Raw genomic sequence first — 23,357 nt, forward strand, 5'->3', positions numbered from 1 at the left:
CGGGGGCTCCGGGTGGCAGCGCCCCCGGCCCGGGGCGAAGCCCCGGATGTCACAGCAGGGCGGCGAGCCCGGCCGCGGTGGGGGTACGGAAGAACTCGGCGATCGGGAGCTCGGTCCCGGTCCGCTCGGTGATCCGGTTGCGCAGGACCACGAGCAGCATGGAATGCCCGCCGAGGGCGAACAGGTCGTCGTCGGCGCCGACGGCGGCGACGTCCAGCACCTCCGCGAAGACTTCGCAGAGGGTCTTCTCCAGCGGTGTCTCGGGAGCCCGGCCCCTGGCCTCGAACTCGGGCACCGGCAGGGCGGCCTTGTCGAGCTTCCCGTTGGACGTCACGGGGAACGCTTCGAGGGGAACGATCGCCGCGGGCACCATGTACTCCGGAAGCGACCGGGCTACGAACTCCCGCAGCCGCGCCGGATCCGCGTGCGCCGGAGTCGTGTAAGCGACCAGCCGCTTGTCCCGGTCTTCGCGGACGACGACGAGCGCCTGTTCGACGTCGTCGTGCCGGGTCAGGGCCGTCTCGATCTCGCCCGGCTCGATCCGGAAGCCGCGGATCTTGACCTGGTCGTCGGTGCGGCCGAGGTACTCGAGCTGCCCGTCGGGCCGCCACCGCACCAGGTCGCCGGTGCGGTACATCCGCTCCCCCGGCGGCCCGAACGGGTCGGCGGCGAACCGCTCGGCGGTCAACGCCGGACGCTCGTGGTAACCGCGGGCCAGCCCGGCACCGGCCAGGTACAGCTCGCCGGGCACGCCGGCCGGGACCGGGGTCAGGCCGCCGTCGAGGACGTACGCGCGGGCGTTGTGCACCGGACGGCCGACCACCGGCCGGTCCGCGTCGGCGAACCGGCCGACGAGCGCGTCCACGGTGGCCTCGGTCGGGCCGTACAGGTTGTACGCCGACGTCCCCGGCATCGACCGCAGCGACTCCCACAGCGTCTGGGACACCGCTTCACCGCCGACGCCGACGACGCCCAGCGCGCACTTCCCGTCTTCGACGACCCCGGCCGCGGCCAGCTGCGTGAAGTGCGACGGCGTGAGCTCCAGGAAGTCGAGCCCGCGTTCGCGCACCACCGCGGCCAGGCGATCGGGGTCGCGGCGCGTGTCGTCGTCGACGACGTGCACCTCGTGCCCGTCGAGCAGCCACAGCTGCGGCTGCCAGGAGGCGTCGAAGAAGAACGCCCACGCGTGCCCGACCCGCAGCCGCCGGCCCCCCGCCGCGGCCACAGCCGGGCGGTAGAGCGTCTGGCGGTGGCTGTGGAACAGGTTCACCAGCCCGGAATGCGGGATCACCACGCCCTTCGGCTTGCCCGTCGAGCCGGACGTGTACAGCACGTAAGCCGGATTCGCGGGCGACGGCGGGGTCAGCGTCGCCTCAGTGTCCACAATGTCCTCGACGAACAGCGCCCCCGGAACCGGCGAGGCCACCGCGCGGCTGGTCAGCACCAGCGCGGCACCGGCGTCGGCGAGGATCGCCGAGATCCGGTCAGCCGGCTGGTCGGGGTCCACCGGCAGGTAGGCCGCCCCTGACTTGAACACGCCGAAGATCGCCTCGATGACCGACGCAGAACGCGGCAGCACGAGCGCCACGACCTTCTCGGGACCCGCCCCCTGGGACGTGAGCCAGCGCGCGAGGCGGTCGGTCCGCGCGGCGAACTCCGCGAAGGTGACGCTCGAGTCCGCGTCGCTCAGCGCGGTCGCGCCCGGCGTCGCCGCCACCTGCGCGGCCAGCCGGTCGACGACCGTCGGCGCGGAAGTCGTCAGCGGTTCGCCACGCCCCCACTCGCCGACGATCCGGTGCCGCTCGGCCGCGTCGAGGACGTCGATCCGGCTCAGCGGCCGGTCCGGGTCCGCGACGACGGCCGTCATCAGCCGCACCAGGCGTTCGGTGAGCGTCCGGGCGGTCGGCTCGTCGAACAGGTCGAGGCTGAACTCGAGGTCACCCTCGATGCCCTCGGGGGTTTCGACCAGGTCGAAGGACAGGTCGAACTTCGCCTGCCGCAGCCCGGTGTCCCGGTAGGACGCGTCGAGCCCGAGCAGCCGCTCCGGCTCGGAGCCCGAGTGGTAGACCGCGAGCATGACCTGGAACAGCGGGTGCCGGGCCAGGGACCGGGCCGGGTTGAGCAGCTCGACGAGGTGCTCGAACGGCAGGTCCTGGTGCGCGTACGCGGCCAGGTCGGCCTCGCGGACGCGGTCCAGCAGCTCCCGGAACGTCGGGTCGCCGCCGGTGTCGGTGCGCAGGACCAGGGTGTTGACGAAGAACCCGGCGAGGTCCTCCAGCGCATGGTCGGTGCGGCCGGCCACCGGCGTCCCGAGCGGGATGTCGGTGCCCGCGCCGAGCCGGGTGAGCAGCGCCGCGAGGGCCGCCTGCAGCACCATGAACGTGCTGGTGTCGCTCCCGTGCGCCAGCTCGCGCAAGCCGCGGTGGACGTCGGCGGGCACGGCGAACGGCACGGCGGCGCCGCGGTTCGTCGAGCGCGCCGGGCGTGGCCGGTCCACCGGGAGGGCCAGCTCGTCCGGGAGCCCGGCGAGGGTGTCCCGCCAGAACGCGGCCTGGGCGCCGAGGAGGCTGTCCGGGTCGTCCGCCCGGCCGAACATCTCGCGCTGCCACAGCGTGTAGTCCGCGTACTGCACCGGCAACGGCGTCCACTGTGGACGCTCACCGCGCAGGCGCGCGGCGTAGGCGGTGTCGAGGTCGCGCTTCAGCGGCGGCAGCGACCAGCCGTCACCGACGATGTGGTGCACCAGCAGCACGAACACGTGCCGCTCGGGACCGGCCGAGACGAGCGTCGCGCGGACCGGGATCTCGGCGTCGAGGGTGAAGCAGTACGACGCCGCGGCGGTGACGCTCTCGTCGAGGTCGGCCGCGGTCTCCGTGACCAGCACCGGCCGGGCGCGGTCGTCGCCCGGCGCCAGCACGACCTGGCTCGGCGTGCCGTGCTCCTCGACCAGGATCGTCCGGAGGATTTCGTGCCGCGCGACGACATCACCGAGGGCGGCTCGCAGCGCGTCGGCGTCGACCGGTCCGGTCAGCTCCCACGCCCACGGGATGTTGTAGGTCGCGCTCAACCCGTCGAGCCGGTCGAGGAACCAGAGCCGCTGCTGGGCGAACGACAAGGGCAGGACGTCCGGCCGCGGCACCGGCACCAGCGCGGGACGGCTTTGCCGCCCCGGATCCAGGAGTTCGGCGAGCCGGGCCGGGGTGGGCGCGTCGAACACCGACCGGATCGGGACCTCGACGCCGAGCAGCGCGCGGATCCGGCTGACCAGCCGCGTCGCCAGCAGCGAGTGCCCGCCGAGGGTGAAGAACCCGTCGTCCGGGCCGACCTGCGGGACGCCGAGGACGTCGGCGAAGAGGTCGCACAGCGCCTGCTCGGCCGGCGTCCGCGCGACCCGGCCCGAGGTCCGGATCTCCGGATCGGGCAATGCGGCGCGGTCGAGCTTGCCGTTGGCGTTCAGCGGCAGTTCCGGCAGGACCACGATCGCCGAGGGCACCAGGTACTCCGGCAGCCGCTCGGTCAGCGATGCCCGCAGCGCGGCGGGGTCACCCGCCGGTGCGACATAGGCGATCAGGCGGTTGTCCCGGGCGATCACGACCGCGCGTGCCACCGCGGCGTCCGCCGTCAGCGCGGCTTCGACCTCGCCCGGCTCGACGCGGAAACCGCGGATCTTGATCTGCTGGTCGGCCCGGCCCAGGAACTCGAGCGCGCCGTCGGCACGCCGCCGGACCAGGTCGCCGGTGCGGTACATCCGCTCCCCCGGCTGATGCGGCGACGCGACGAACCGTTCCGCGCTCAGCGCCGGCCGGCCGAGGTAGCCCCGCGCGAGCCCGGCACCCGCCAGGTACAGCTCACCGCGGACTCCGGGCGGCACCGGCCGCAGCGCGGCGTCGAGGACGTACGCGCGGGTGTTCGCGACCGGCCGTCCGATGGCCACCGGCCCGCAGACCTGGGCCAGGCTGTCGCCCGCGACTTCGGAACAGCCGTACAGGTTGAGCAGCTTCGCCGACGGCCACCGCCGGGCCACCTTCTCGGCCAGTGCCCCGGAAAGCGGCTCGCCACTGGTGATCCAGGTGGTCACGCTGTCGAACGCATCGGCCGGGCCGTCTTCGGCGAAGCTGTCGAGGAGGCTCGGCACCACGGTCAGCACCTGGGCGCCGGAGGTGCGCACGAGTTCGGCGAGCGCGTGCGGGTCGGTGGCCGTCGCGTCGTCGGCGAGGACCACCGGGTCGCCCGCGACGAGCCCGCCGAGCAGCTCGGTCGAGCCGTCGATGAACGTCAACGCGCTCTTCGCCACGCGGACGCCTTCGGCGACGCCCCGGCCCCAGTGCAGCCGGTTGGCCAATGCGCGCTGGGTCCCGGCGACCGCCTTCGGACGTCCCGTGGAGCCGGACGTGAAGATCACGTACGCCGGGTTGTCCGGGCTGACCGTCGGCCAAGCCGGTTCGGGCCCGGTGTCGCCAGGGCGCACCAGCCGATCCCCGAAGCCGTCGTTGGCGATGACCAGGTGCGGCGCGGCGTCGGTGAGCATCAGCTCGACGCGGTCCGCCGGGTGGTTCAGGTCCAGGGGCAGGTAGGCGGCGCCGGTCTTGAGCACCGCCAAGAGGGCGACGACCAGGTCGGCCGACCGCGGCAGCGCGACAGCCACCACGCATTCCGGAGCGGCGCCCCGAGCGAGCAAGGCCCGGGCGAGCGTCGTGGCGCGCGTGTCCAGTTCCGCGTAGGTGAGACGCTCGGAGCCGAACACCAGCGCCATGGCGTCCGGTGTGCGGGCCACCTGGGCGGCGAACAGCTCCGCGGCCGTCTCCGCCGGGAGCGTCGTCGCGGGGTCCGCGGCCAGCTGGTCGTGTTCGGCGTCGGTGAGCAGGTCGATCGCGCCGATCCGGGTGTCCGGATCGCTCACGACGGCCCGCAGCAACGTCCGGAGCCGGTCGAGGATGGCTTCGACGCTCGCGCGGTCGAAGACGTCGCTGTTGTACTCGGCCGTCCCGCGGATGCCGGTCTGGTGGCCGGGCCGCTCGCCGACGAAGAACGTCAGGTCGGCGCGAGAGGTGCCGGTGCGGACCGGTTCCTCCGCAACGGTCAGGCCGGGCAGCGCGAGGTCGGCGACGGCGTTGTTCTGCCAGGCGAGCATCGTCTGGAACAGCGGGTGGTACGCGAGCGACCGCACCGGGTTCAGTGCCTCGACGAGCCGCTCGAACGGCACGTCCTGGTGGGCGTACGCATCCAGGCTGCGGTCCCGCACGCGGGCGACGAGGTTCCGGAACGACGGGTCGCCGCCGGTGTCGACGCGCAGCACCAGGGTGTTGACGAAGAAGCCGACGAGGTCGTCGAGGGCCTGGTCGGTCCGGCCGGCGATGGACGTGCCGAGCGGGATGTCGGTGCCCGCGCCGAGCCGGGTGAGCACGGCCGTGAGCCCCGCGTGCACGACCATGAACACGCTGGCCCCGCAGGCGCGGGCCAGCTCGACGAGTCCACTGTGGAGGTCGGCATCCCAGCCGAACGCGAACTGCTCGCCCGCATACGACGCTTCCGCCGGGTGCGGCCGGTCGGTCGGCAGCTCGATGCGCTCGGGCAGGTCCGCCAGTGCGTCACGCCAGTAGGCCAGCTGCGGCTCGATGACCGGCTCGCCCAGGACGTCCCGCTGCCACAGCGTGTAGTCCGCGTACTGCACCGGCAACGGCGTCCACTGCGGAGCGTCCCCGGCCTGCCGGGCGGTGTAGGCCGTCACGAGGTCGCGCCACAGCGGCGCGGTCGACCAGCCGTCCGAGGCGATGTGGTGGAACACCAGCACCAGGACGTGCTCGCGCGCGCCCAGCCGCAAGAGCTCGGCCCGCAGCGGGATCTCCGACTCCAGCTCGAACACCGTCCGGGCCGCTTCGGACACGGCATCGGCGACCGTGGCCTCGGTGACCGTGCGGCTCGGCAGCGGGATCGTGACGTCGTCGAGGATCAGCTGTCGCGCTTGACCGCCGATCTCCGGGAACACCGTGCGCAGGGCTTCGTGCCGTTCGACCACATCGGACAGCGCGGTGCGCAGCGCCTCGACGTCGAGGTCACCGGCCAGCCGGACCGCGGTCGGCATGTTGTACGTCGCCGACGGGCCTTCGAGCCGGTGGAGGAACCACAGCCGCTGCTGGGCGAACGACAACGGGAGCACGTCCGGTCGCGGCTCCACGCGCTCCAGCGCGGGCCTGGCAGCCGCCGAGTCCGAAGTGGACAGCAACCCGGCAAGGCCGGCGACGGTCGGGGTTTCGAAGACCGACCGCACCTGCAGCTCGACGCCGAACACCGCGCGCAGCCGCGCGACCAGGCGCGTCGCCATGAGCGAGTGTCCGCCCAGGGCGAAGAAGTCGTCGTCGACGCCGATCGACGCGGCGTCGAGGACCTCGGCGAACAGTCCGCAGAGGACTTCCTCGACCGGCGTCCGCGGGGCCCGGCCGGCGGTGACCGCCTGCTTGTCCGGGCTGGGCAGCGCGCGGCGGTCGAGCTTGCCCGAGGCGAGCAGCGGCAGCCGGTCGAGCACCACGAACGCCGACGGCACCATGTACTGCGGGAGCCGGTCGCGGACGTGGGCCCGCAGGGCCGAGACCAGGGCGCTGGTGTCGCGCTGCCCGGCCGGGTGGTTGCCCAGCGTGTCCAGGGCGGCCCGGACTGGCCGCGCGCGATGGATCCGCGTCGGCTCACCGGTGGTGAACACGACTTCGAGACTGCCCTCGCTCACCGGCGCCGCAAAGACACGGTAACCCTGGCGGGCGCCGAGTTCCTGCAGCGTCTCGGGATCCACCCCGGACGGCTCGCTGTCCAAAGCGGACAGCGCCGCCTCGGTGTCTCCCTCGGCAAGTGCGGCGACGGCGGCGAGTTCGCCGGAAAGCCGCGCGTCCGGCACACCGGTGATGCGCAGCCGCACCGGGCGTGCTTCCAGGAGCCGTTCCAGCTCGGGCAGCGAATCGAAGGTGACGACGTCTTCCTCGACCGGGCCCGGCTTGGGAGCCTTCCGCAGGACGACGTCGTAGCGGTGCCGGGTCAGCTCGTTGTGCGCTGTCCCGCGCTTGACCCACAGATCGACGTCGTCGAAGCCGTCCAGGCTCCGGGCCAGGGCCGCGAAGAAGTCCGGATCCAGCACCAGTTCGCCTTCGCGCGCGATGGCCTGGTCGACCGCGGCCACGTCACGACGGCCGTGGCGCAGCTCGGTCGCGGTCCGGAACGCCCGCAGCGAGCGCAGGTTCCGGATGTCGCCCAGGAAGAGCACGCCGCCCGGCCGGACATGGGCAGTCACTGTGCGGATGACCTCGGCGAGGTAGTCGACGCTCGGGAAGTACTGCGCGACGGAGTTGATGATCACGGTGTCGAACGGCTCGTCCGGCAGGTCGCCGAGGTCGTGCGCCGGGCGGGCCGCCACGTGGACCTTGTCCGCGAACGGCGTCGCCGCGAGTTCGCGCCGCAGGTTGGCGATCGCCTTCTCGGACAGGTCGACGCCCCAGTACTCGTCGGCGTCCGGCGCGATCCGGGACAGGATCAGGCCACTGCCGACGCCGATCTCCAGCACTCGCTTCGGCTGAAGCGCACGGATGCGGTCGATCGTCGCCGCGTGCCACTCGCGCATCTCGCCGAGGGGGATCTCGGAGCCGTCGTAGCTGGAGTTCCAGCCGGTGAAGTTCTCCTCCAGCCCGCCGGACGCCGCTTCGGTGAAGACGTTCTCGTGCAGCTCGCGCCACTCGCCGACGTGGTCCAGTTCCGCTTCCTCGTCACGGCCGGCCGCCGGGACTGCGTAGGCGATGAGCCGGCTGTCCTGCGCGAGGACCACGGACTGCCCGACGGCCGGGTGCTCGGTGAGCACGGCCTCGATCTCGCCCGGCTCGATGCGATAGCCGCGGATCTTGACCTGGTCGTCCGCGCGGCCCAGGAACACCAGCCGGCCGTCCGGCAGCCACTTCACCAGGTCACCGGTGCGGTAGAGGCGGCCGCCCGAGCCGAAGGGATCGGCGACGAACCGTTCCGACGTCAGCGCGGCGCGCCCGAGGTAGCCGCGGGCCAGGCCCGATCCGGCGAGGTACAGCTCCCCCACCACGCCGGGCGGGACCGGCCGCAGCCCGGCGTCGAGCACGTACGCCTGGGTGCCGGGGTCGGGGATGCCGATCGGGACGACGGTCGCGTCCGCCAGCTCGACGGGATCGCTCTCGCCGAGCGTCGAGTTGGTGGTGGCCTCGGTCGGGCCGTAGGCGTTGAACATCCGCCGCCCCGGCGCCCACCTTTTGACGAGTTCCGGCGACACCCGCTCGGTGCCCGCCAGCAGGACGCTGTCACGCGGGAGGTCGCAGTCGGCCGGCATCGCGTCGAGCAACGCGGGCGGAAGGATCATGAAGTCCGCGCCGTGCTCGTGCGCGTACTCGGTCAGCGCGGGCCCGGCGACGCGGCGCTCGGCTGGGACCACGACGAGGCGGCCGCCGGAGAGCAGGCCTAGGCAGAGGTCCCAGAAGGCGACGTCGAAGCTCGGCGACGCGAACTGCAGCACCCGGCTGTGCGGGCCGATCCCGAACCGCTCGACCTGGGTGGCGATCAGCTTCGCGACGCCCGAATGCTGGAGGACGACGCCCTTGGGCCGCCCGGACGAGCCGGACGTGTAGATGACATAGGCCGCGTTCTCCGGCTTCACCACGACCGCCGGGTCCTCTGTGGACATTCCGTCGAGCGCCGGGTCGTCCAGCAGGACGCGAGCGACGTCCGCGGGGAGTTTCGCGTCGATCTCGCGGGTCGTCACGACGCAGACCGGGCGCGCGTCCTCGACCATGTACGTGATCCGGTCGCCGGGGTAGTCGACGTCGATCGGGAGGTACGCGGCGCCGGCCTTGAGCACGGCCAGCTCGGCGACGATCATCTCGACCGACCGCGGCACGGCGAGCGCGACGACGCGCTCGGGCCCGGCACCGCGGTCGAGGAGCAGGTGGGCGAGCCGGTTGGCGCGCGCGTTGACCTCGGCATACGTCAGCTCGACGTCCTCGAAGACGAGCGCCACGGAATCCGGGGTCTCGGCCACGCGGCGGGCGAACAGCCCGGGGAACGTCTCGGTGCCCGCGGGTTCGAGCGAACCGGCCCACTCGGTCAGGACGCGGTCGCGCTCGTCGCCGTCCAGGAGGTCCAGGGCGCCGACCGGGCGGTCCGGTTCGGCCAGTGCTGCGCGCAGCAGCACTTCGAGCCGGCGCAGGATCGCGGCGGCGCCCGGGTGGTCGAAGACGTCCGCGTTGAACTCCAGGACGCCCGCGATCCCGGCCTCCCGCTCGGTCAGGGAGATCGCCAGGTCGAACTTCGACGTCCCGGTGGTCACCGGGATCTCGGTGACGGTCAGCCCGGGCAGGGTGACGTCGGCGCGGGTGGTGTTCTGCCCGGCGATCATCACCTGGAACAGCGGGTGGTAGGACAGCGACCGCGCCGGGTTGAGCACCTCGACGAGCCGCTCGAACGGGACGTCCTGGTGGGCGTACGCGTCGAGGTTGCGCTCGCGGACGCGCGCCACCAGGTCGCGGAACGACGGCTCACCACCGGTGTCGACGCGCAGGACGAGCGTGTTGACGAAGAACCCCACGAGGTCGTCGAGGGCCTGGTCGGTGCGGCCGGCGATGGGCGAGCCAATCGGGACGTCGGTGCCCGCACCCAGCCGGGTGAGCAGCGCGGCGAGGGCCGCGTGGACGACCATGAACACGCTGGCGCCGGACTCGCGCGCCAGCTCGGCCAAGCGCGCGTGGAGGTCCGCGTCCCAGGTGAAGGTGTGCAGCTCACCGCGGAAGGTCGCGTTCGCCGGGTGCGGCCGGTCGAGGGGCAGCTCGATGCGGTCGGGCAGGCCGTCGAGGGTGTCGCGCCAGTAGTCCAGCTGCGTGCCGAGCACGCTGTCCGGGTCGTCTTCGCCGCCGAGCAGGTTCCGCTGCCACAGCGTGTAGTCCGCGTACTGCACCGGCAGTGGCGTCCACTGTGGAGTCTCCCCGGCGCGCCGGGCCGCGTAGGCCGTGGCGATGTCGCGCCACAGCGGGGCCATCGACCAGCCGTCGGAGGCGATGTGGTGGAACACCAGCGCCAGGACATGCTCGCGGTCCGTCAGCCGCAGCAGCTCCACGCGCATCGGCGCCTGGCGCTCCAGGTCGAACGAGCCGCGGACCAGTCCGGTCAGCGCGCTGTCGAGGTCGGTGACGTCCCGCACCGGCAGGTCGAGCGCTTCCGCCGGAAGGATGTCCTGGTACGGAACGCCGTCGTGCTGCGGGAAGCGGGTCCGCAGGGCTTCGTGCCGCGCGACCACATCGGACAGTGCGGTGCGCAGCGCCTCGACGTCGACGTCACCTTCGAGCCGCATGATCAGCGGGACGTTGTAGGTGGCCGACGGGCCTTCGAGGTGGTGCAGGAACCACAGCCGCTGCTGCGCGCCAGACAGCGGCACCAGCGCTGGGCGCGCCATCGGGACCAGCTCGGGCCGCGCGGTGCCAGCACCGGCCCCGACCAGCGCGGCGAGGCCGGCGGCGGTGGGCGTCTCGAACACCGACCGGACTTCCAGCTCGGCGTTCAGCGTCGTGCGGATGCGGGCGATCAGCCGGGTGGCCAGCAGCGAATGGCCGCCGAGGGCGAAGAAGCTGTCGTCCGGGCCGACCCGCGGGAGCCCGAGGACGTCGGCGAACAGCTCGCACAGCTGCCGTTCGACGGGCGTTCGCGGCTCGCGGTCGGACGTCGGCGCGACTGGGTCGGGCGACGGCAGGGCGCGGCGGTCGAGCTTGCCGTTGGCCGTCACCGGGAGCGCGTCGAGGACGACGATCGCCGAGGGCACCATGTGTTCCGGCAGCCGGTCGGCGGCGAGGCTTCGCAGCTCGGCGGTCAGGGTGCTGATCCGGCGGAAGCGGCCGGGGTTGCCGGTGTAGGAGAGCAGCGGGTCCGGTCCGGGCCGGAACGCGCCTGCGGTCTCGCCGGTCGTGAACACGACATCGACGGAACCGTCGCCCTCGGCGGACCAGGTGACGACCGTGCGGTAGCCGTGCGCGTCACCGAATGCGTACCAGTCTTCGGGGTTCACCCCGCCCGGTGCGGTGCGGCCGTTCGGAACGCGTTCGATCCGGCTCGGACCGGCGACCTCGTCCACAGCGGACAGGTCGGTGCCCCACACGAGTGCGGGGACCTCGGGTGCCACGGCCGAGCCGGGGCGCAGAACCACGTCGTAGCGGTATCGGGTCAGCTCGTTGACGGCCCGGCCGCGCTTGACCCGGATGTCCGCGGTGACCCCGTCGAGCCCGGCGAAGAACTCGGGTGCGACGAGGAGTTCCTTCTCCCGCAGGAGGTTCTGCTCGACGTCGCCCCCGCGCGCCTCGGCCACCGCCGTGTGGAAGGCGCGGACCTGACGCAGGTCACGGATGTCGCCGACGAAGAGCGCACCGCCCGGCGCCAGCAGCTCCAGGGCCTTGCGCAGGACGTCGAGGAGGTACGTGCCGCTCGGGAAGTACTGGACGACGGAGTTGAGCACGATCGTGTCGAAGAACCCGGACGGCAGGCCGCTGACGTCGGCGGCGTCGCCGGTGCGCAGTTCGACGCGCCCGGCGAGCGCCGGGTCGGCGGCGACTCGGTCACCCAGCGAGGCGATTACTTCGGCGGAGAAGTCCGTGCCCCAGTAGGACTCGCAGTCCGGGGCCAGCTCGGTCAGCAGCAGACCGGTGCCGACGCCGATCTCCAGCACCCGCTTCGGCTTCAGCGACCGGATCCGTGTGACGATGGCGTCCCGCCACTCCCGCATCTCTTCCCGCGGGATCGGCTCGCCGGTGTAGCTGGAGTTCCAGCCTTCGAATTCGTCGGCGGCACCCGCATACATCGAGTCGTACAGTTCGCGCCACTCGCCGACCTGCTCGGTCTCGTCCGGTGAGGACGGTTCGGCGGGCACGACGTACCCGACCAAGCGGACGTCGCCCGGCCGGTCCTCACGAGCCACGACGACGGCGTGGGCCACGTCGTCGTGCGTGGCGAGCGTCGCGGCGATCTCGCCGGGCTCGACGCGGAAGCCGCGGATCTTGATCTGCTCGTCGCCGCGGCCGAGGAACTCCAGGACGCCGTCGGGGCGGAAGCGGGCGAGGTCGCCGGTGCGATACATCCGGGCGCCCGGCGCGCCGAACGGGTCGGCGACGAACCGCTCCGCGCTGAGCCCGGGGCGGCCGAGGTAGCCGCGGGCGAGCTGGACGCCGGCGAGGTACAGCTCGCCGGAAGTGCCGGGCGGCACCGGGCGCAGGGCGGCGTCGAGGACGTAGGTCCGGGTGTTCCACACCGGACGTCCGATCGGGACGGAAGTGTCCTCGGTGGACGTCCGCCAGGACGTGACGTCGACCGAAGCTTCGGTGGGGCCGTAGAGGTTGTGCAGCTCGGCGTCGAGGACCTGACCGAACTGGACGACCGCGTCGGCGGGCAGGGCTTCGCCGCTGCACAGGACCCGGCGCAGGCTCGTGCACTCCCCCGCGGCCGGCTCCTGCAGGAACACCTGGAGCATCGACGGGACGAAGTGGACGGTCGTGACGCCGCGGTCGCGGATCAGCCGGGCGAGGTAGGCCGGGTCCTTGTGGCCGTCCGGCCGGGCGACGACCTCGGTGGCGCCGGTGATCAGCGGCCAGAGGAACTCCCAGACGGAGACGTCGAAGCTGGACGGCGTCTTCTGCAGGACGCGGTCGTCGCCGGTCAGGCCGTACTCGTCCTGCATCCAGAGCAACCGGTTGACGATGCCCGCGTGCGGGACGACGACGCCCTTGGGGCGGCCCGTCGAACCGGAGGTGTAGATGACGTACGCCGGGTTCTCCGGCCGGAGTACGACATCGAGCGGAGCGGCCGAGACTCCGTCGAGGAGGTCCGGGTCGTCCACGCGGACTGCGTGCGGCAGGTCATCGCCGGTCGCCAGCACCAGCGCCGGGGCGGCGTCCTCGAGCATGAACGCGATGCGCTCGGCCGGGTAGCCCGGGTCGAGCGGCAGGTAAGCGGCACCGGTCTTGAGCACGGCGAGGATGGCCGTGACCAGGTGCGTCGAGCGCGGCAGCGCCAGGGCGACGACTCGCTCGGGCCCCGCGCTTCGTTCGGCCAGCACCCGCGCGAGGCGGTTCGAGACGGCGTCCAGCTCGGCGTAGGTCAGCTCTTCGTCCTCGAAGACGAGCGCCGTCCGGTCCGGCGTCCGCGCGACCTGGGCGGCGAACAGTTCGGGCACGGTGACCGCGGGGACGTCCTCGACGGCTCCCGACCAGACCTCGGGCAGGGCGTCGCGCTCCGCCGGGGTGAGGACGTCGAGGCTGCCGAGCCGGCGGTCCGGGGCCGAGACGACCTGGCGCAGCAGGACTTCGAGGCGGTCGAGCAGGCCGGTCACCGTGGCGTGGTCGAAGACCTCGGCGTTGAACTCGGCCTGGCCGTGGATGCCGTCGGCGCGCTCGGTGAGGGAGAACCAGAGGTCGAACTTGGCCGTGCCGGTGCCGACGGGCCGCTCGGTGACGGTCAGCCCGGGCAGCTCGACGCCGGCGCCGGGCGTGTTCTGCCAGGCGAGCATGGTCTGGAACAGCGGGTGGTGCGCCAGCGACCGCGCCGGGTTCAGCGCTTCGACGAGCCGCTCGAACGGGACGTCCTGGTGGGCGTAGGCGTCGAGGTTGCGCTCGCGCACCCGGGCCACGAGATCGCGGAACGACGGGTCGCCGCTGGTGTCGACGCGCAGCACCAGGGTGTTGACGAAGAAGCCGACGAGATCGTCCAGGGCCTGGTCGGTCCGGCCGGCGATGGGGGTGCCGATCGGGATGTCGGTGCCGCCGCCGAGCCGGGACAGCAGGGCGGTCAGGCCCGCGTGCACGACCATGAACGGGCTCGCGCCGCACGCCCGCGCCAGGTCGGCCAGCCCGGCCTGCAGGCCGGCGTCCCAGGCGAAGGTGAAGAACCCGCCGCGATAGGCCGACACCGCCGGGTGCGGCCGGTCGAGCGGCAGCGGGATCCGCTCGGGCAGGCCGTCGAGGGCCGTGCGCCAATAGTCGAGCTGGCCGGTCTCTTCGGCCTCCAGCAGATCACGCTGCCAGAGCGTGTAGTCCGCGTACTGCACCGGCAGCGGCGTCCACTGTGGACCTTCTCCGCGGAGCCGGGCTCGGTAGGCCGTGGCGATGTCCCGCCAGAGCGGGGCGAGCGACCAGCCGTCGGCGGCGATGTGGTGCACGACGAGGACCAGCACGTGTCGCCGCGGGTCGACGGTCAGCAGGGCGGCCCGCACCGGCACACCGGCGCCGAGGTCGAACACCCCGCGCACCAGCTCGTCCACTCCTGCATCCACTGCGGACTCCGGCACCGTGCGGACGGACAGGTCCACCTCGGCTTCGGGCAGGACCTGCTGGTACGGCACGCCGTCGGCGGTCGGGAAGACGGTCCGCAGGGCCTCGTGCCGGTCGAGGACGTCGTGCAGCGCCGTCCGCAGCGCCTCGACGTCCAGCTCGCCGGCCAGCCTCATGACGAGCGGGACGTTGTAGGTCGCCGACCCGCCTTCGAGGCCGTGCAGGAACCAGAGCCGCTGCTGCGCGAACGACAGCGGCAGCCGCTCGGGCCGCTCGGTGACGCGGGTGAGCGGGCGCCGCTCGGTGCCGGTCACCGCCCCGGCCAGCAGCTCGGCGAGCGCGGCGGGGGTAGGCGCGTCGAACACCGCCCGCACCGGCACCTCGGCGCCGACGGCGGCGCGGATGCGCTGGATCAGGCGCGTCGCCAGCAGCGAATGCCCGCCGAGGGCGAAGAAGTCGTCGTCCGGACCTGCCTGCGGCACGCCGAGGACGTCGGCGAACATCTCGCACAGGAGCTGCTCGACGGGGTTGCGCGGCGCGCGGCCGGGCCCGGCGGTGAACCGCTCGGGGCTCGGCAGGGCCTTGCGGTCGAGCTTGCCCGAGGCGAGCACCGGCAGCTTGTCCAGCACCACGAACGCCGAGGGCACCATGTACAGCGGCAGCCGGTCCCGCACGTGCGCGCGCAGCGACGCCACCAGCGCGCCGGTCTCCCGCCGGGCCGCCGGGTTGTTCGCGTACGACGCGGGTGCGCCGCTCTGCCGCCCCGGGCGATAAGCGGGGCCGTCTTCCCCCCTCGAGAAGACGGCCTCGAGCGCACCCCCCTCGGCGGCCCAGGTCACCGCGGTCCGGTAGCCGGCACGGTCACCGAGCCGGTGCAAGGTTTCGGCGTCGACGCCGTCGCGACGCTCCAGTGCGGCCACGGCCGCCTCGGAGTCGCCCTCGTCCAGGGCGCGCACCGCCGCCAGCTCGCCGGTCAGGCGCGCGTCCGGGATCCCGGTGACGCGCAGCCGGCCGGGCGTCTCCGCGGCCAGGAACCGTTCCACCGCCCCGAGATCGCTGTACGCGACGACCTGCTCGTCGACGGCGTCCGGCTTCGGCGCCTTCCGGAGGACGACGTCGTAGCGGTGCCGCGTCAGCTCGTTGTGCGCGCTGCCGCGCTTGACCCAGAGGTCGACGTCGTCGAAGCCGTCCAGGCCGCGGGCCAGGGCCGGGAAGAAGTCCGGGTCGAGCACGAGCTCGCCCTCGCGCGTGATCGCCTGGTCGACCGCGGCGACGTCGGCCCGGCCGTGGCGCAGCTCGACGGCGGTGCGGAACGCGCGCAGCGAACGCAGGTTGCGGATGTCGCCGAGGAAGATCGTGCCGCCGGGCCGCACGAGACCGGCCGCGGTCCGGACGACCTCGGCGAGGTAGTCCGCGCTCGGGAAGTACTGCGCGACCGAGTTGACGATCACGGTGTCGAACGGCTCGGCCGGCAGCTCGCCGAGGTCGTGCGCGGGACGGGCGGCGAGGTGCACCCGGTCGGCGAAGGGCATCGCGGCGACCTCGCGCCGGACGTTCTCGATCGCGCTCTCGGAAAGGTCGACGCCCCAGTACGTCTCGGCGTCCGGCGCGATCCGGGAGAGGATCAGGCCGCTGCCGACGCCGATCTCCAGCACGCGCTTCGGCTCGAGCGAACGGATCCGCTCGATCGTCGCCGCGTGCCACTCCCGCATCTCCGCCAAGGGAATGTCGGAGCCGTCGTAGCTGGAGTTCCAGCCCGCGAAGTTCTCCTCGATGCCGGTGGACCCGGCGAGCATCTCCTCGTGGACGGCGTGCCATTCCTCGACGTGGCCCTGCTCGGCTGCCTGGTCGCGGTCGGGCACCGGCACGGCGTAGGCGACGAGCTGCCCGTCTTGCGCGACGACGACCGACTGGCCGACGCGCGGGTGTTCGGCGAGCACCGACTCGATCTCGCCGAGCTCGATGCGGTAGCCGCGGATCTTGACCTGGTCGTCGGCGCGGCCGAGGAACACCAGCCGGCCGTCCGGCTGCCACTTGACCAGGTCGCCGGTGCGGTAGAGGCGGCCGCCCGAACCGAACGGGTCGGCCACGAACCGTTCGGCCGTCAGCCCCGGCCGGCCGAGGTAGCCGCGTGCCAGGCCGGATCCGGCGAGGTACAGCTCGCCCACGACGCCGACCGGGACCGGCGCGAGGGAGGCGTCGAGGACGTACGCGCGGGTGCCCGGGTCCGGGACCCCGATCGGCACGGCCGAGCCGGGCGCGATCTCCGGGTCGCACAGCCCGAGCGTGGAGTTGGTCGTGGCCTCGGTCGGGCCGTAGGCGTTGAACATCCGGCGTCCCGGCGCCCACCGGCGCACCAGCTCGGGTGACACCCGCTCGGTCCCGGCCAGCAGCACGCTGTCGCGCGGCAGGTCGCAGTCGTCGGGGAACTCGGCGAGCAGCGCGGGCGGCAGGATCATGAAGTCGGCGCCCTTGGCGTGGGCGTAGTCGGCCAGCTCCGGGCCGGGCACGCGCCGCTCGGCGGGGACGACCACCAGGCGTCCGCCCGAAAGCAGGCCGAGGCAGAGGTCCCAGAACGCGACGTCGAAGCTGGGCGACGCGAACTGCAGCACCCGGCTGTGCGGGCCGATCCCGAACCGCTCCGACTGCGTCGCGACGAGCTTCGCGACGCCGGCGTGGGACACCACGACGCCCTTGGGCCGCCCGGTGGAGCCGGAGGTGTAGATGACGTAGGCGGCGTTCGCCGGGACGATCGCCGCGGCCGGGTCCGTGTCCGGCGCCGCGTCGAAGTCGATTTCGTCGAGGAGCAGGATGTCGCCGTCGAAGCGGCCGGCGAGGTCGTGCGTGGTCAGCACGCACACCGGGCGGGCGTCGGTGACCATGAACGCGATCCGGTCGGCTGGGTAGTCCGGGTCCAGCGGCAGGTAGGCGGCGCCGGCCTTGAGCACGGCCAGCTCGGCCACGATCATGTCCAGGGACCGGGGCACGGCGAGCGCGACCACCCGTTCCGGCCCGGCTCCGCGCGCGATCAGGACGTGCGCCAGCCGGTTCGCGCGCGCGTCCAGCTCGGCGTAGGTCAGTTCCTCGTCCTCGAAGACGAGCGCGACGGCGTCCGGCGCTTCGCGGACCCGGGCGGCGAACAGCTCCGGCAGGGTCGACAGTGGCGTGTGGAGGCCGGTGTCGTTCCAGTCTTCGAGGATCCGCCGCAGTTCCCGAGCCGGCACCAGGTCCAGGCGCTCGACCGGCCACTGTGGACGGTCCAGGGCGTCGGCCAGGAGGTGCTCGAGGTGCTCGAGCACGCGGTCCACTGTGGACTCGTCGAGGACGTCGGCGCGGTAGTCCACGACGAGCGTGTCGCCGTCGACGGTCACGTTCAAGTCCAGGGGCAAGTCCGTCTCGGCGCCGAAGCCGACGTTGACGACCACCGCTCCCCCACGACCGGGTTCGGGCCGCACCTCGGCGACCAGGTCGTCGAACGGGACCTGGTGGGCCAGCGCCTCTTCACGGGCCTCGCGCACGCGCGCGACGACGTCCGCGAAACCGGGCGAGCCACCGAGGTCGACCCGCAGGGGCACCAGCGCGCCGATGCCGAGCACGACGTCCGCGGTTCCCGCATACCGGGACAGCAGCACCGTGAAGGCGGCGAGGAGCGCCGGCTCGTCGACCGCCGGCAGGGGCCGGGTCAGCCGAGCCGACACGGGCTCTGCCGAGTACGGCCGGTCCACCGGCAGCGGGAGCTCCTTCGGCGCCGAGGCGAGGCGGTCACGCCAGAAACCGAGTTCCGCCACCTGCTGCACAGCGTCACCGTTGCTCACCGGTAGACCAGCCTCCCGCTGCTCACGACGCCCCGAACGGGACGTAAACTTAGGTGACCCTAACAAACGGATGGTGAGGATGCACTCCTGTACCATCGGTTAGCCTTACCTAAAGAAGTACCAGTCGGAGGTGCGGTGCGAACAGACCCCGGAGGGATCGCTCTCACGCGACGCCCGCCACACACGGGCCGCGCGCTCGGCCTCCTGGCCGCTCTGGGTGTCCTCGTCCTCCTGTGCCTGCTGAGCATCTGGCTGGGGTCCAAGGAGATCTCGTTCGGCGCCGTCTGGCAGGTGCTGTGGCACAACGACGGCTCGGCGGACGCCGTGATCATCCACAGTGTCCGGATGCCGCGGACGCTGCTCGCGATCCTCGTCGGCGCCGGGCTCGGGCTCGCCGGCACCGTGATGCAGGCGCTGACCCGCAACCCGCTGGCCGACCCGGGCCTGCTCGGCGTCAGCGCGGGCGCCGCGTTCGCGATCGTGTTCTCGATCACCGTGCTGGGGATCAGCTCGCTCTACGGCTACATCTGGTTCGCCTTCGCCGGCGCGCTCCTCGCCACGGCCGTCGTCTACTACCTAGGCACGCGCGGCCGGACCGGGTCGAGCCCGGTCAAGCTCGCGCTCGCCGGCGCCGCCGTCACGGCGCTGCTCTCGTCCTTCACCAGCGCGATGGTGCTGTCGGACCCGGTGGCGCTCAACCGCTACCGCTTCTGGTCGGCCGGCTCACTGTCCGGCGTGGACGCGAACGCGCTGCTGCGGGTGCTGCCGTTCCTGGTCGCCGGCGTGGTGCTGGCGATCGCGCTCGGCCCGGCGCTCAACAGCCTGGCCCTCGGCGACGACGTCGCGATCGCGCTCGGCCGGAAGCTCGGCCCGCTGCGGTTGCGCGGCGCGCTGGCGATCACCCTGCTGACCGGGGCGGCGGTCGCCGTCGCCGGCCCGATCGTGTTCCTCGGCCTGATCGTCCCGCACGCCGTGCGGTTCGTGATCGGCCCGGACCACCGGTGGCTGCTGCCCTACACCGCCGTCCTCGCACCGTGCCTGCTGCTCGCCGCCGACATCCTGGGCCGGGTCATGGCGCGGCCGGGCGAGATCCGGGCGGGCGTGATCGTCGCGTTCCTCGGCGCGCCCTTCTTCATCTACCTCGTCCGCCGCCGCAAGCTCGTGGAGTCCTGACATGAGCCTGCTGCAGATCCGAAGCGACCGGATCACCTTTCGCGCCGGCACGGTGTCCGGCCGCGTCCGGCCCCGACTGCTCCTCGTCTCCGTGGTCCTCGCGGTGCTCGTGTTCGTCCTGTTCTGCGTGGGCATGACGATCGGGGACGTCCCGATGACCGTGTCCGACGTGCTGTCCGGCCTGTTCGCCGGCAGCGACAGCGGGAACGGCTACATCGTGCAGGAGCTGCGGCTGCCCCGGGCGCTCACCGGGCTGCTGGCCGGGATCGCGTTCGGCGCGTCCGGCGCGGTGTTCCAGACGATCACCCGCAACCCGCTGGCCAGCCCGGACATGATCGGCATCAACGCGGGCGCGGCGACGGCCGTGGTCGCCGGGATCGCGTTCGGCTTCGGCGGCGGGCTCGGCACCACCACGCTCGGCCTCCTCGGCGGCCTTTTCACGGCGCTGCTGGTGTACGCGCTGGCGTGGCGGCGCGGCACCACCGGGTACCGGATCCTGCTGGTGGGCATCGGGATCTTCGCGATGTGCACCAGCCTGACCGACTACCTGCTCAGCAAGGCGCAGATCACCGAGGCGCAGGCGGCGATCGGCTGGCTGGTCGGCAACCTCGCCAACCGCGGCTGGGAGCACGTCGTGCCGCTGTTCGCCGCGCTCGTCGTGCTGTTCCCGTTGGTGCTGGCGCTGTCACGGTGGATGAGCACGCTGCTGCTCGGCGACGACGTGGCCGCCGGGCTGGGCACGCCGGTGCAGCCGGTCCGGCTGGGCCTGCTGCTGGCCGGCGCCGGTCTGGTCGCGTTCGCGACGGCGTCGGCGGGCCCGATCTCGTTCGTCGCGCTGACGGCACCGCAGATCGCGCAACGGCTCGCCCGGCTGTCGTCGCCGCCGATCACGGCGTCCGCGCTCACCGGCGCGGTCGTGGTGCTGGGCAGCGACATCATCGCGCGCGAGATCACCGCGTCGGCGCTGCCGGTCGGCATCGTGACCGGCGTGCTCGGCGCTCCCCTGTTGCTTTGGCTGCTGGCCAGGGCCAACCGATCCGGCTCCGGAGGCTGAAGATGACACCGTCCCTGCGAGTGCAGGACCTCCGCGTCGCCTACGACGACCGGGTCGTCATCGACGGCCTCGACCTCGACATCCCGCCGGAGCAGATCACGGCGATCGTCGGGCCGAACGCGTGCGGGAAGTCGACGCTGCTGCGCACGCTCGCCCGGCTGTTGACGCCGAGGTCCGGCGGGGTGTACCTCGACGGCCGCTCGATCCACGACCTGCCGACCCGCCAAGTCGCCCAGCAGCTGGGGATCCTGCCGCAGTCCCCGGTGGCGCCCGAGGGCATGACGGTGGCGGACCTGGTCGGCCGCGGCCGCGCCCCGCACCAGAGCTGGTGGCGCCAGTGGTCCACATCGGACGAAGGCGCGGTCGCCTCGGCCCTGGAAGCCACGGAGATGACCGACCTGGCCGACCGCCCGGTCGACGAGCTCTCCGGCGGCCAGCGGCAACGAGCGTGGATCGCGATGGCGGTCGCGCAGGGCACCCCGGTGCTCCTGCTGGACGAGCCCACGACGTACCTCGACCTGGCCCACCAGATCGACGTGCTCGACCTGGTGGTCGACCTCAACCGCGGCGAAGGCCGGACGGTGGTGATGGTGCTGCACGACCTGCCGCAGGCGTGCCGCTACGCCGACCACGTGATCGCGATGAAGTCCGGGCGGATCGTGGCGTCGGGCAAGCCGGTGGAGGTGATCACGGAGGAGCTCGTCGACGAGGTCTTCGACGTGCGCTGCCAGGTGACGCCGGACCCGGTGAGCGGGACGCCGATGGTGATCCCGATCAGCCGCCACCACCCGGCGCCGGTCACCTGACGAACTTGCGGGCCTTCGCCTGGATCGCCTTGTAGTACTCATCCAAGAGCAAGCCGGCCGAAAGCCCCACACGCCTTCCGCGAAAATGAGTATCGCGAACGCGACGATCAAGGCCTGGAAGAGGTCGTCGAAAAGAATCACCTGGTGCCCCTTGTGCGCGAAGCCCTGGCCAAGCCGCGCGAGTGTTGCAGGAAACCCTTGATCCGACCCGGTTTTGACCCGTTCGCCGCAGCGGTCTCGATGCCTCGCGCCGGGTAGGACTTTTGCCGGTCAGCCTGAAGCGCTACCCTGGGCTCGGCCCGCCTCGGTTCTGGACTCCGTCCCCGAGGATCGTCCGGCCGTCTCCCACTCCAGGAAGCTGATACCCCATGTTCGTGCTGCCCGAAATCACCACCGGATCCGAGCGTCTCCTGCTGGAGGCGATGATGGACCGCCAGCGCCGCGCCGTCGCCGACACCGCGCGCGGCCTGTCCGAGACCGACGTGCGGCAGCGCCTGGTCGCGTCGCTGACCACGCCGATCGGCCTCGTCAAGCACGTCGCGATGGCCGAACGCCGCTGGTTCCAGGGCCTCCTGCTCGGCCTCGGCGAGTCCGAGTGCGACGGGCCCACGACCCCGGGCGACGCCAGCTTCGTCGTCGACGACAGCGAAACCCTCGAGGACGTGGTCGCCGAGCTCGAACGGGCCAGCGCGCGCTCACGCGAGATCGCGGCCCGGTTCGAACTCGACGACACCTGGACGCACGATGTCCTCGGCGAGGTCAACCTGCGGTTCGTCTACCTGCTCCTGATCGAGGACTTCGCCCGGCACGCCGGCCACAGCGACATCCTCCGGGAGCAGCTCACCGCGCGCTGACCGCGTACTCCCCCTCGGGCGCTTCGACCAACCGGCGATCCACAATGGACTGCAGGATCTCCCCCACCCGCACCGCGGTGTTCGACAGCAGCGACGACGTGATCCCGTGCGTGTGCTCGGTGCCGCCCTGCAGGTAGATCCCGCCGCGCAGGGGCGAGTCCGTCGTGAGCCGGTAGTCGCGCTCGATGCGGAGGCGGCCTTCGTCGTCGCGCAGGCAGCGCGTGCCGAGATCGCCCAGCAACGGTGTCGGGTCCGCGGGCCGGTAGCCCGTCGCGTAGACGACCGCGTCCGCCTCCAGCACCGTCTGCGTGCCCGTCGTCAGGGACTCGATGGTCACCGTCCCCGTGTCGGTCACCTCGACCGGCCGCGAGACGTTGAACAGCCGCAGCCGTTCGACCCCGAGGACCTTCTCGCGGTAGACCCGGCGGTACAGCTCGTCGATCAGGTCGACGTCGACGGCCGAGTAGTTGGTCGCGCCGTGGTAGCGCATCAGGCGGTCCTTGACCGGCTCGCCCGCGCGGTAGAACTGGTCGACCGCGTCCGGGTCGAAGATCCGGTTCGCGAACGAGCTGTCGTCGGCCGGGCTGTAGCCGTAGCGCGCGAACACCGCGCACACCTCGGCGCGCGGGAACTCGTCGTGCAGCAGCGCCGCGACCTCTGCCGCGCTCTGCCCGGCGCCCACCACGACGAACCGGCGAGGATCGTTGTCGCGCAAGGCGTCCACGCGGAACAGCAGCTCGCTGTTGTGCCAGACCCGCTCGCCGGCGGTGATGCCCTCGGGCAGCTGGGGCCGCAGCCCGGTGCCCATCACCAGGTTCCGGGCGCGCAGCGAGGAGCCGTCCGAGGCCTCGACGTCGAAGTAAGCGACTTCCGGACCGTCGAACACCGGCTTCACCGCGACGACCTCGGTGCCGTAGGAGACGACGTCGTCCACCTTCGCGGCCGCCCACTCGAAGTAGTCGTGGAACTCGACGCGCAGCGGGAACAGGTTCTTGTGGTTGATGAAGTCGACCAGCCGGCCGGCCGCGTGCAGGTAGTTGAGGAAGCTGAACTCGCTGGTCGGGTTCCGCATGGTGACCAGGTCCTTGAGAAACGACACTTGCATGGTCGCGGTGTCGATCAGCATCCCGCGGTGCCAGCCGAAACGCGGCTGCCGCTCGAGGAAGTGCGCGGTCACCGGCTCTCCCGTGCCCGCGTTGTGCTCGGCGAGGGCGATGGCGAGGGCCAGGTTCGACGGGCCGAAGCCCACCCCGACGAGATCGTAGATCGGGATCTGTTCGCCGGCCTCTGCAGTCATGTTGCTCCCTCGCGCGTTCCGGTACCGTTCAGGGAACCCTAACCTAACTTAGGCGAGCCTCGCC

General features: G+C 72.5%; 6 protein-coding genes. 4 read left to right on the forward strand and 2 right to left on the reverse strand.

The features are described 5' to 3' along the window. Nucleotides 1–49: 49 nt before the first annotated feature. Nucleotides 50–18,091 (reverse strand): non-ribosomal peptide synthase/polyketide synthase, encoded by an 18,042-nt coding sequence (locus tag AB0C38_RS43435; RefSeq protein WP_360685291.1) that lies wholly within the window; start codon nucleotides 18,089–18,091, stop codon nucleotides 50–52. 153 nt (nucleotides 18,092–18,244) lie between these two features. Between AB0C38_RS43435 and AB0C38_RS43440 the strand changes: the two genes are divergently transcribed. The 4 genes from AB0C38_RS43440 to AB0C38_RS43455 all read left to right on the forward strand — a co-directional run bounded on the left by AB0C38_RS43440 (nucleotide 18,245) and on the right by AB0C38_RS43455 (nucleotide 21,996). After that, entirely contained in the window at nucleotides 18,245–19,282 is a 1,038-nt protein-coding gene (locus AB0C38_RS43440; protein ID WP_360685294.1) for an iron chelate uptake ABC transporter family permease subunit, read from the forward strand. Between the two features lies 1 nt (nucleotide 19,283). Beyond that, on the forward strand, nucleotides 19,284–20,336 hold the full coding sequence (locus AB0C38_RS43445) for an iron chelate uptake ABC transporter family permease subunit (protein ID WP_360685297.1): 1,053 nt from the start codon (nucleotides 19,284–19,286) through the stop codon (nucleotides 20,334–20,336). A 2-nt stretch (nucleotides 20,337–20,338) separates the two neighbouring features. Beyond that, nucleotides 20,339–21,142 (forward strand): ABC transporter ATP-binding protein, encoded by an 804-nt coding sequence (locus tag AB0C38_RS43450; protein WP_360685300.1) that lies wholly within the window; start codon nucleotides 20,339–20,341, stop codon nucleotides 21,140–21,142. A 368-nt stretch (nucleotides 21,143–21,510) separates the two neighbouring features. Next, nucleotides 21,511–21,996 (forward strand): DinB family protein, encoded by a 486-nt coding sequence (locus AB0C38_RS43455; protein ID WP_360685303.1) that lies wholly within the window; start codon nucleotides 21,511–21,513, stop codon nucleotides 21,994–21,996. Here the strand turns inward: AB0C38_RS43455 and AB0C38_RS43460 are convergent. Next, the gene (locus AB0C38_RS43460) at nucleotides 21,983–23,293 is read right to left on the reverse strand and encodes a lysine N(6)-hydroxylase/L-ornithine N(5)-oxygenase family protein (protein WP_360685306.1); all 1,311 of its coding nucleotides are present in this window, start codon (nucleotides 23,291–23,293) and stop codon (nucleotides 21,983–21,985) included. The two genes, AB0C38_RS43455 and AB0C38_RS43460, sit on opposite strands and share 14 nt — an antisense overlap. Nucleotides 23,294–23,357: the final 64 nt, after the last annotated feature.

The organism is Amycolatopsis sp. NPDC048633, assembly GCF_040650695.1.
Lineage (GTDB): Bacteria > Actinomycetota > Actinomycetes > Mycobacteriales > Pseudonocardiaceae > Amycolatopsis.

Excerpts from the sequence above, each read along its gene's own strand:
- AB0C38_RS43445 (WP_360685297.1), top strand. The coding sequence starts at position 19,284 with ATGAGCCTGCTGCAGATCCGAAGCGACCGGATCACCTTTCGCGCCGGC.
- AB0C38_RS43455 (WP_360685303.1), top strand. The coding sequence starts at position 21,511 with ATGTTCGTGCTGCCCGAAATCACCACCGGATCCGAGCGTCTCCTGCTG.
- AB0C38_RS43460 (WP_360685306.1), bottom strand. The coding sequence starts at position 23,293 with ATGACTGCAGAGGCCGGCGAACAGATCCCGATCTACGATCTCGTCGGG.
- AB0C38_RS43450 (WP_360685300.1), top strand. The coding sequence starts at position 20,339 with ATGACACCGTCCCTGCGAGTGCAGGACCTCCGCGTCGCCTACGACGAC.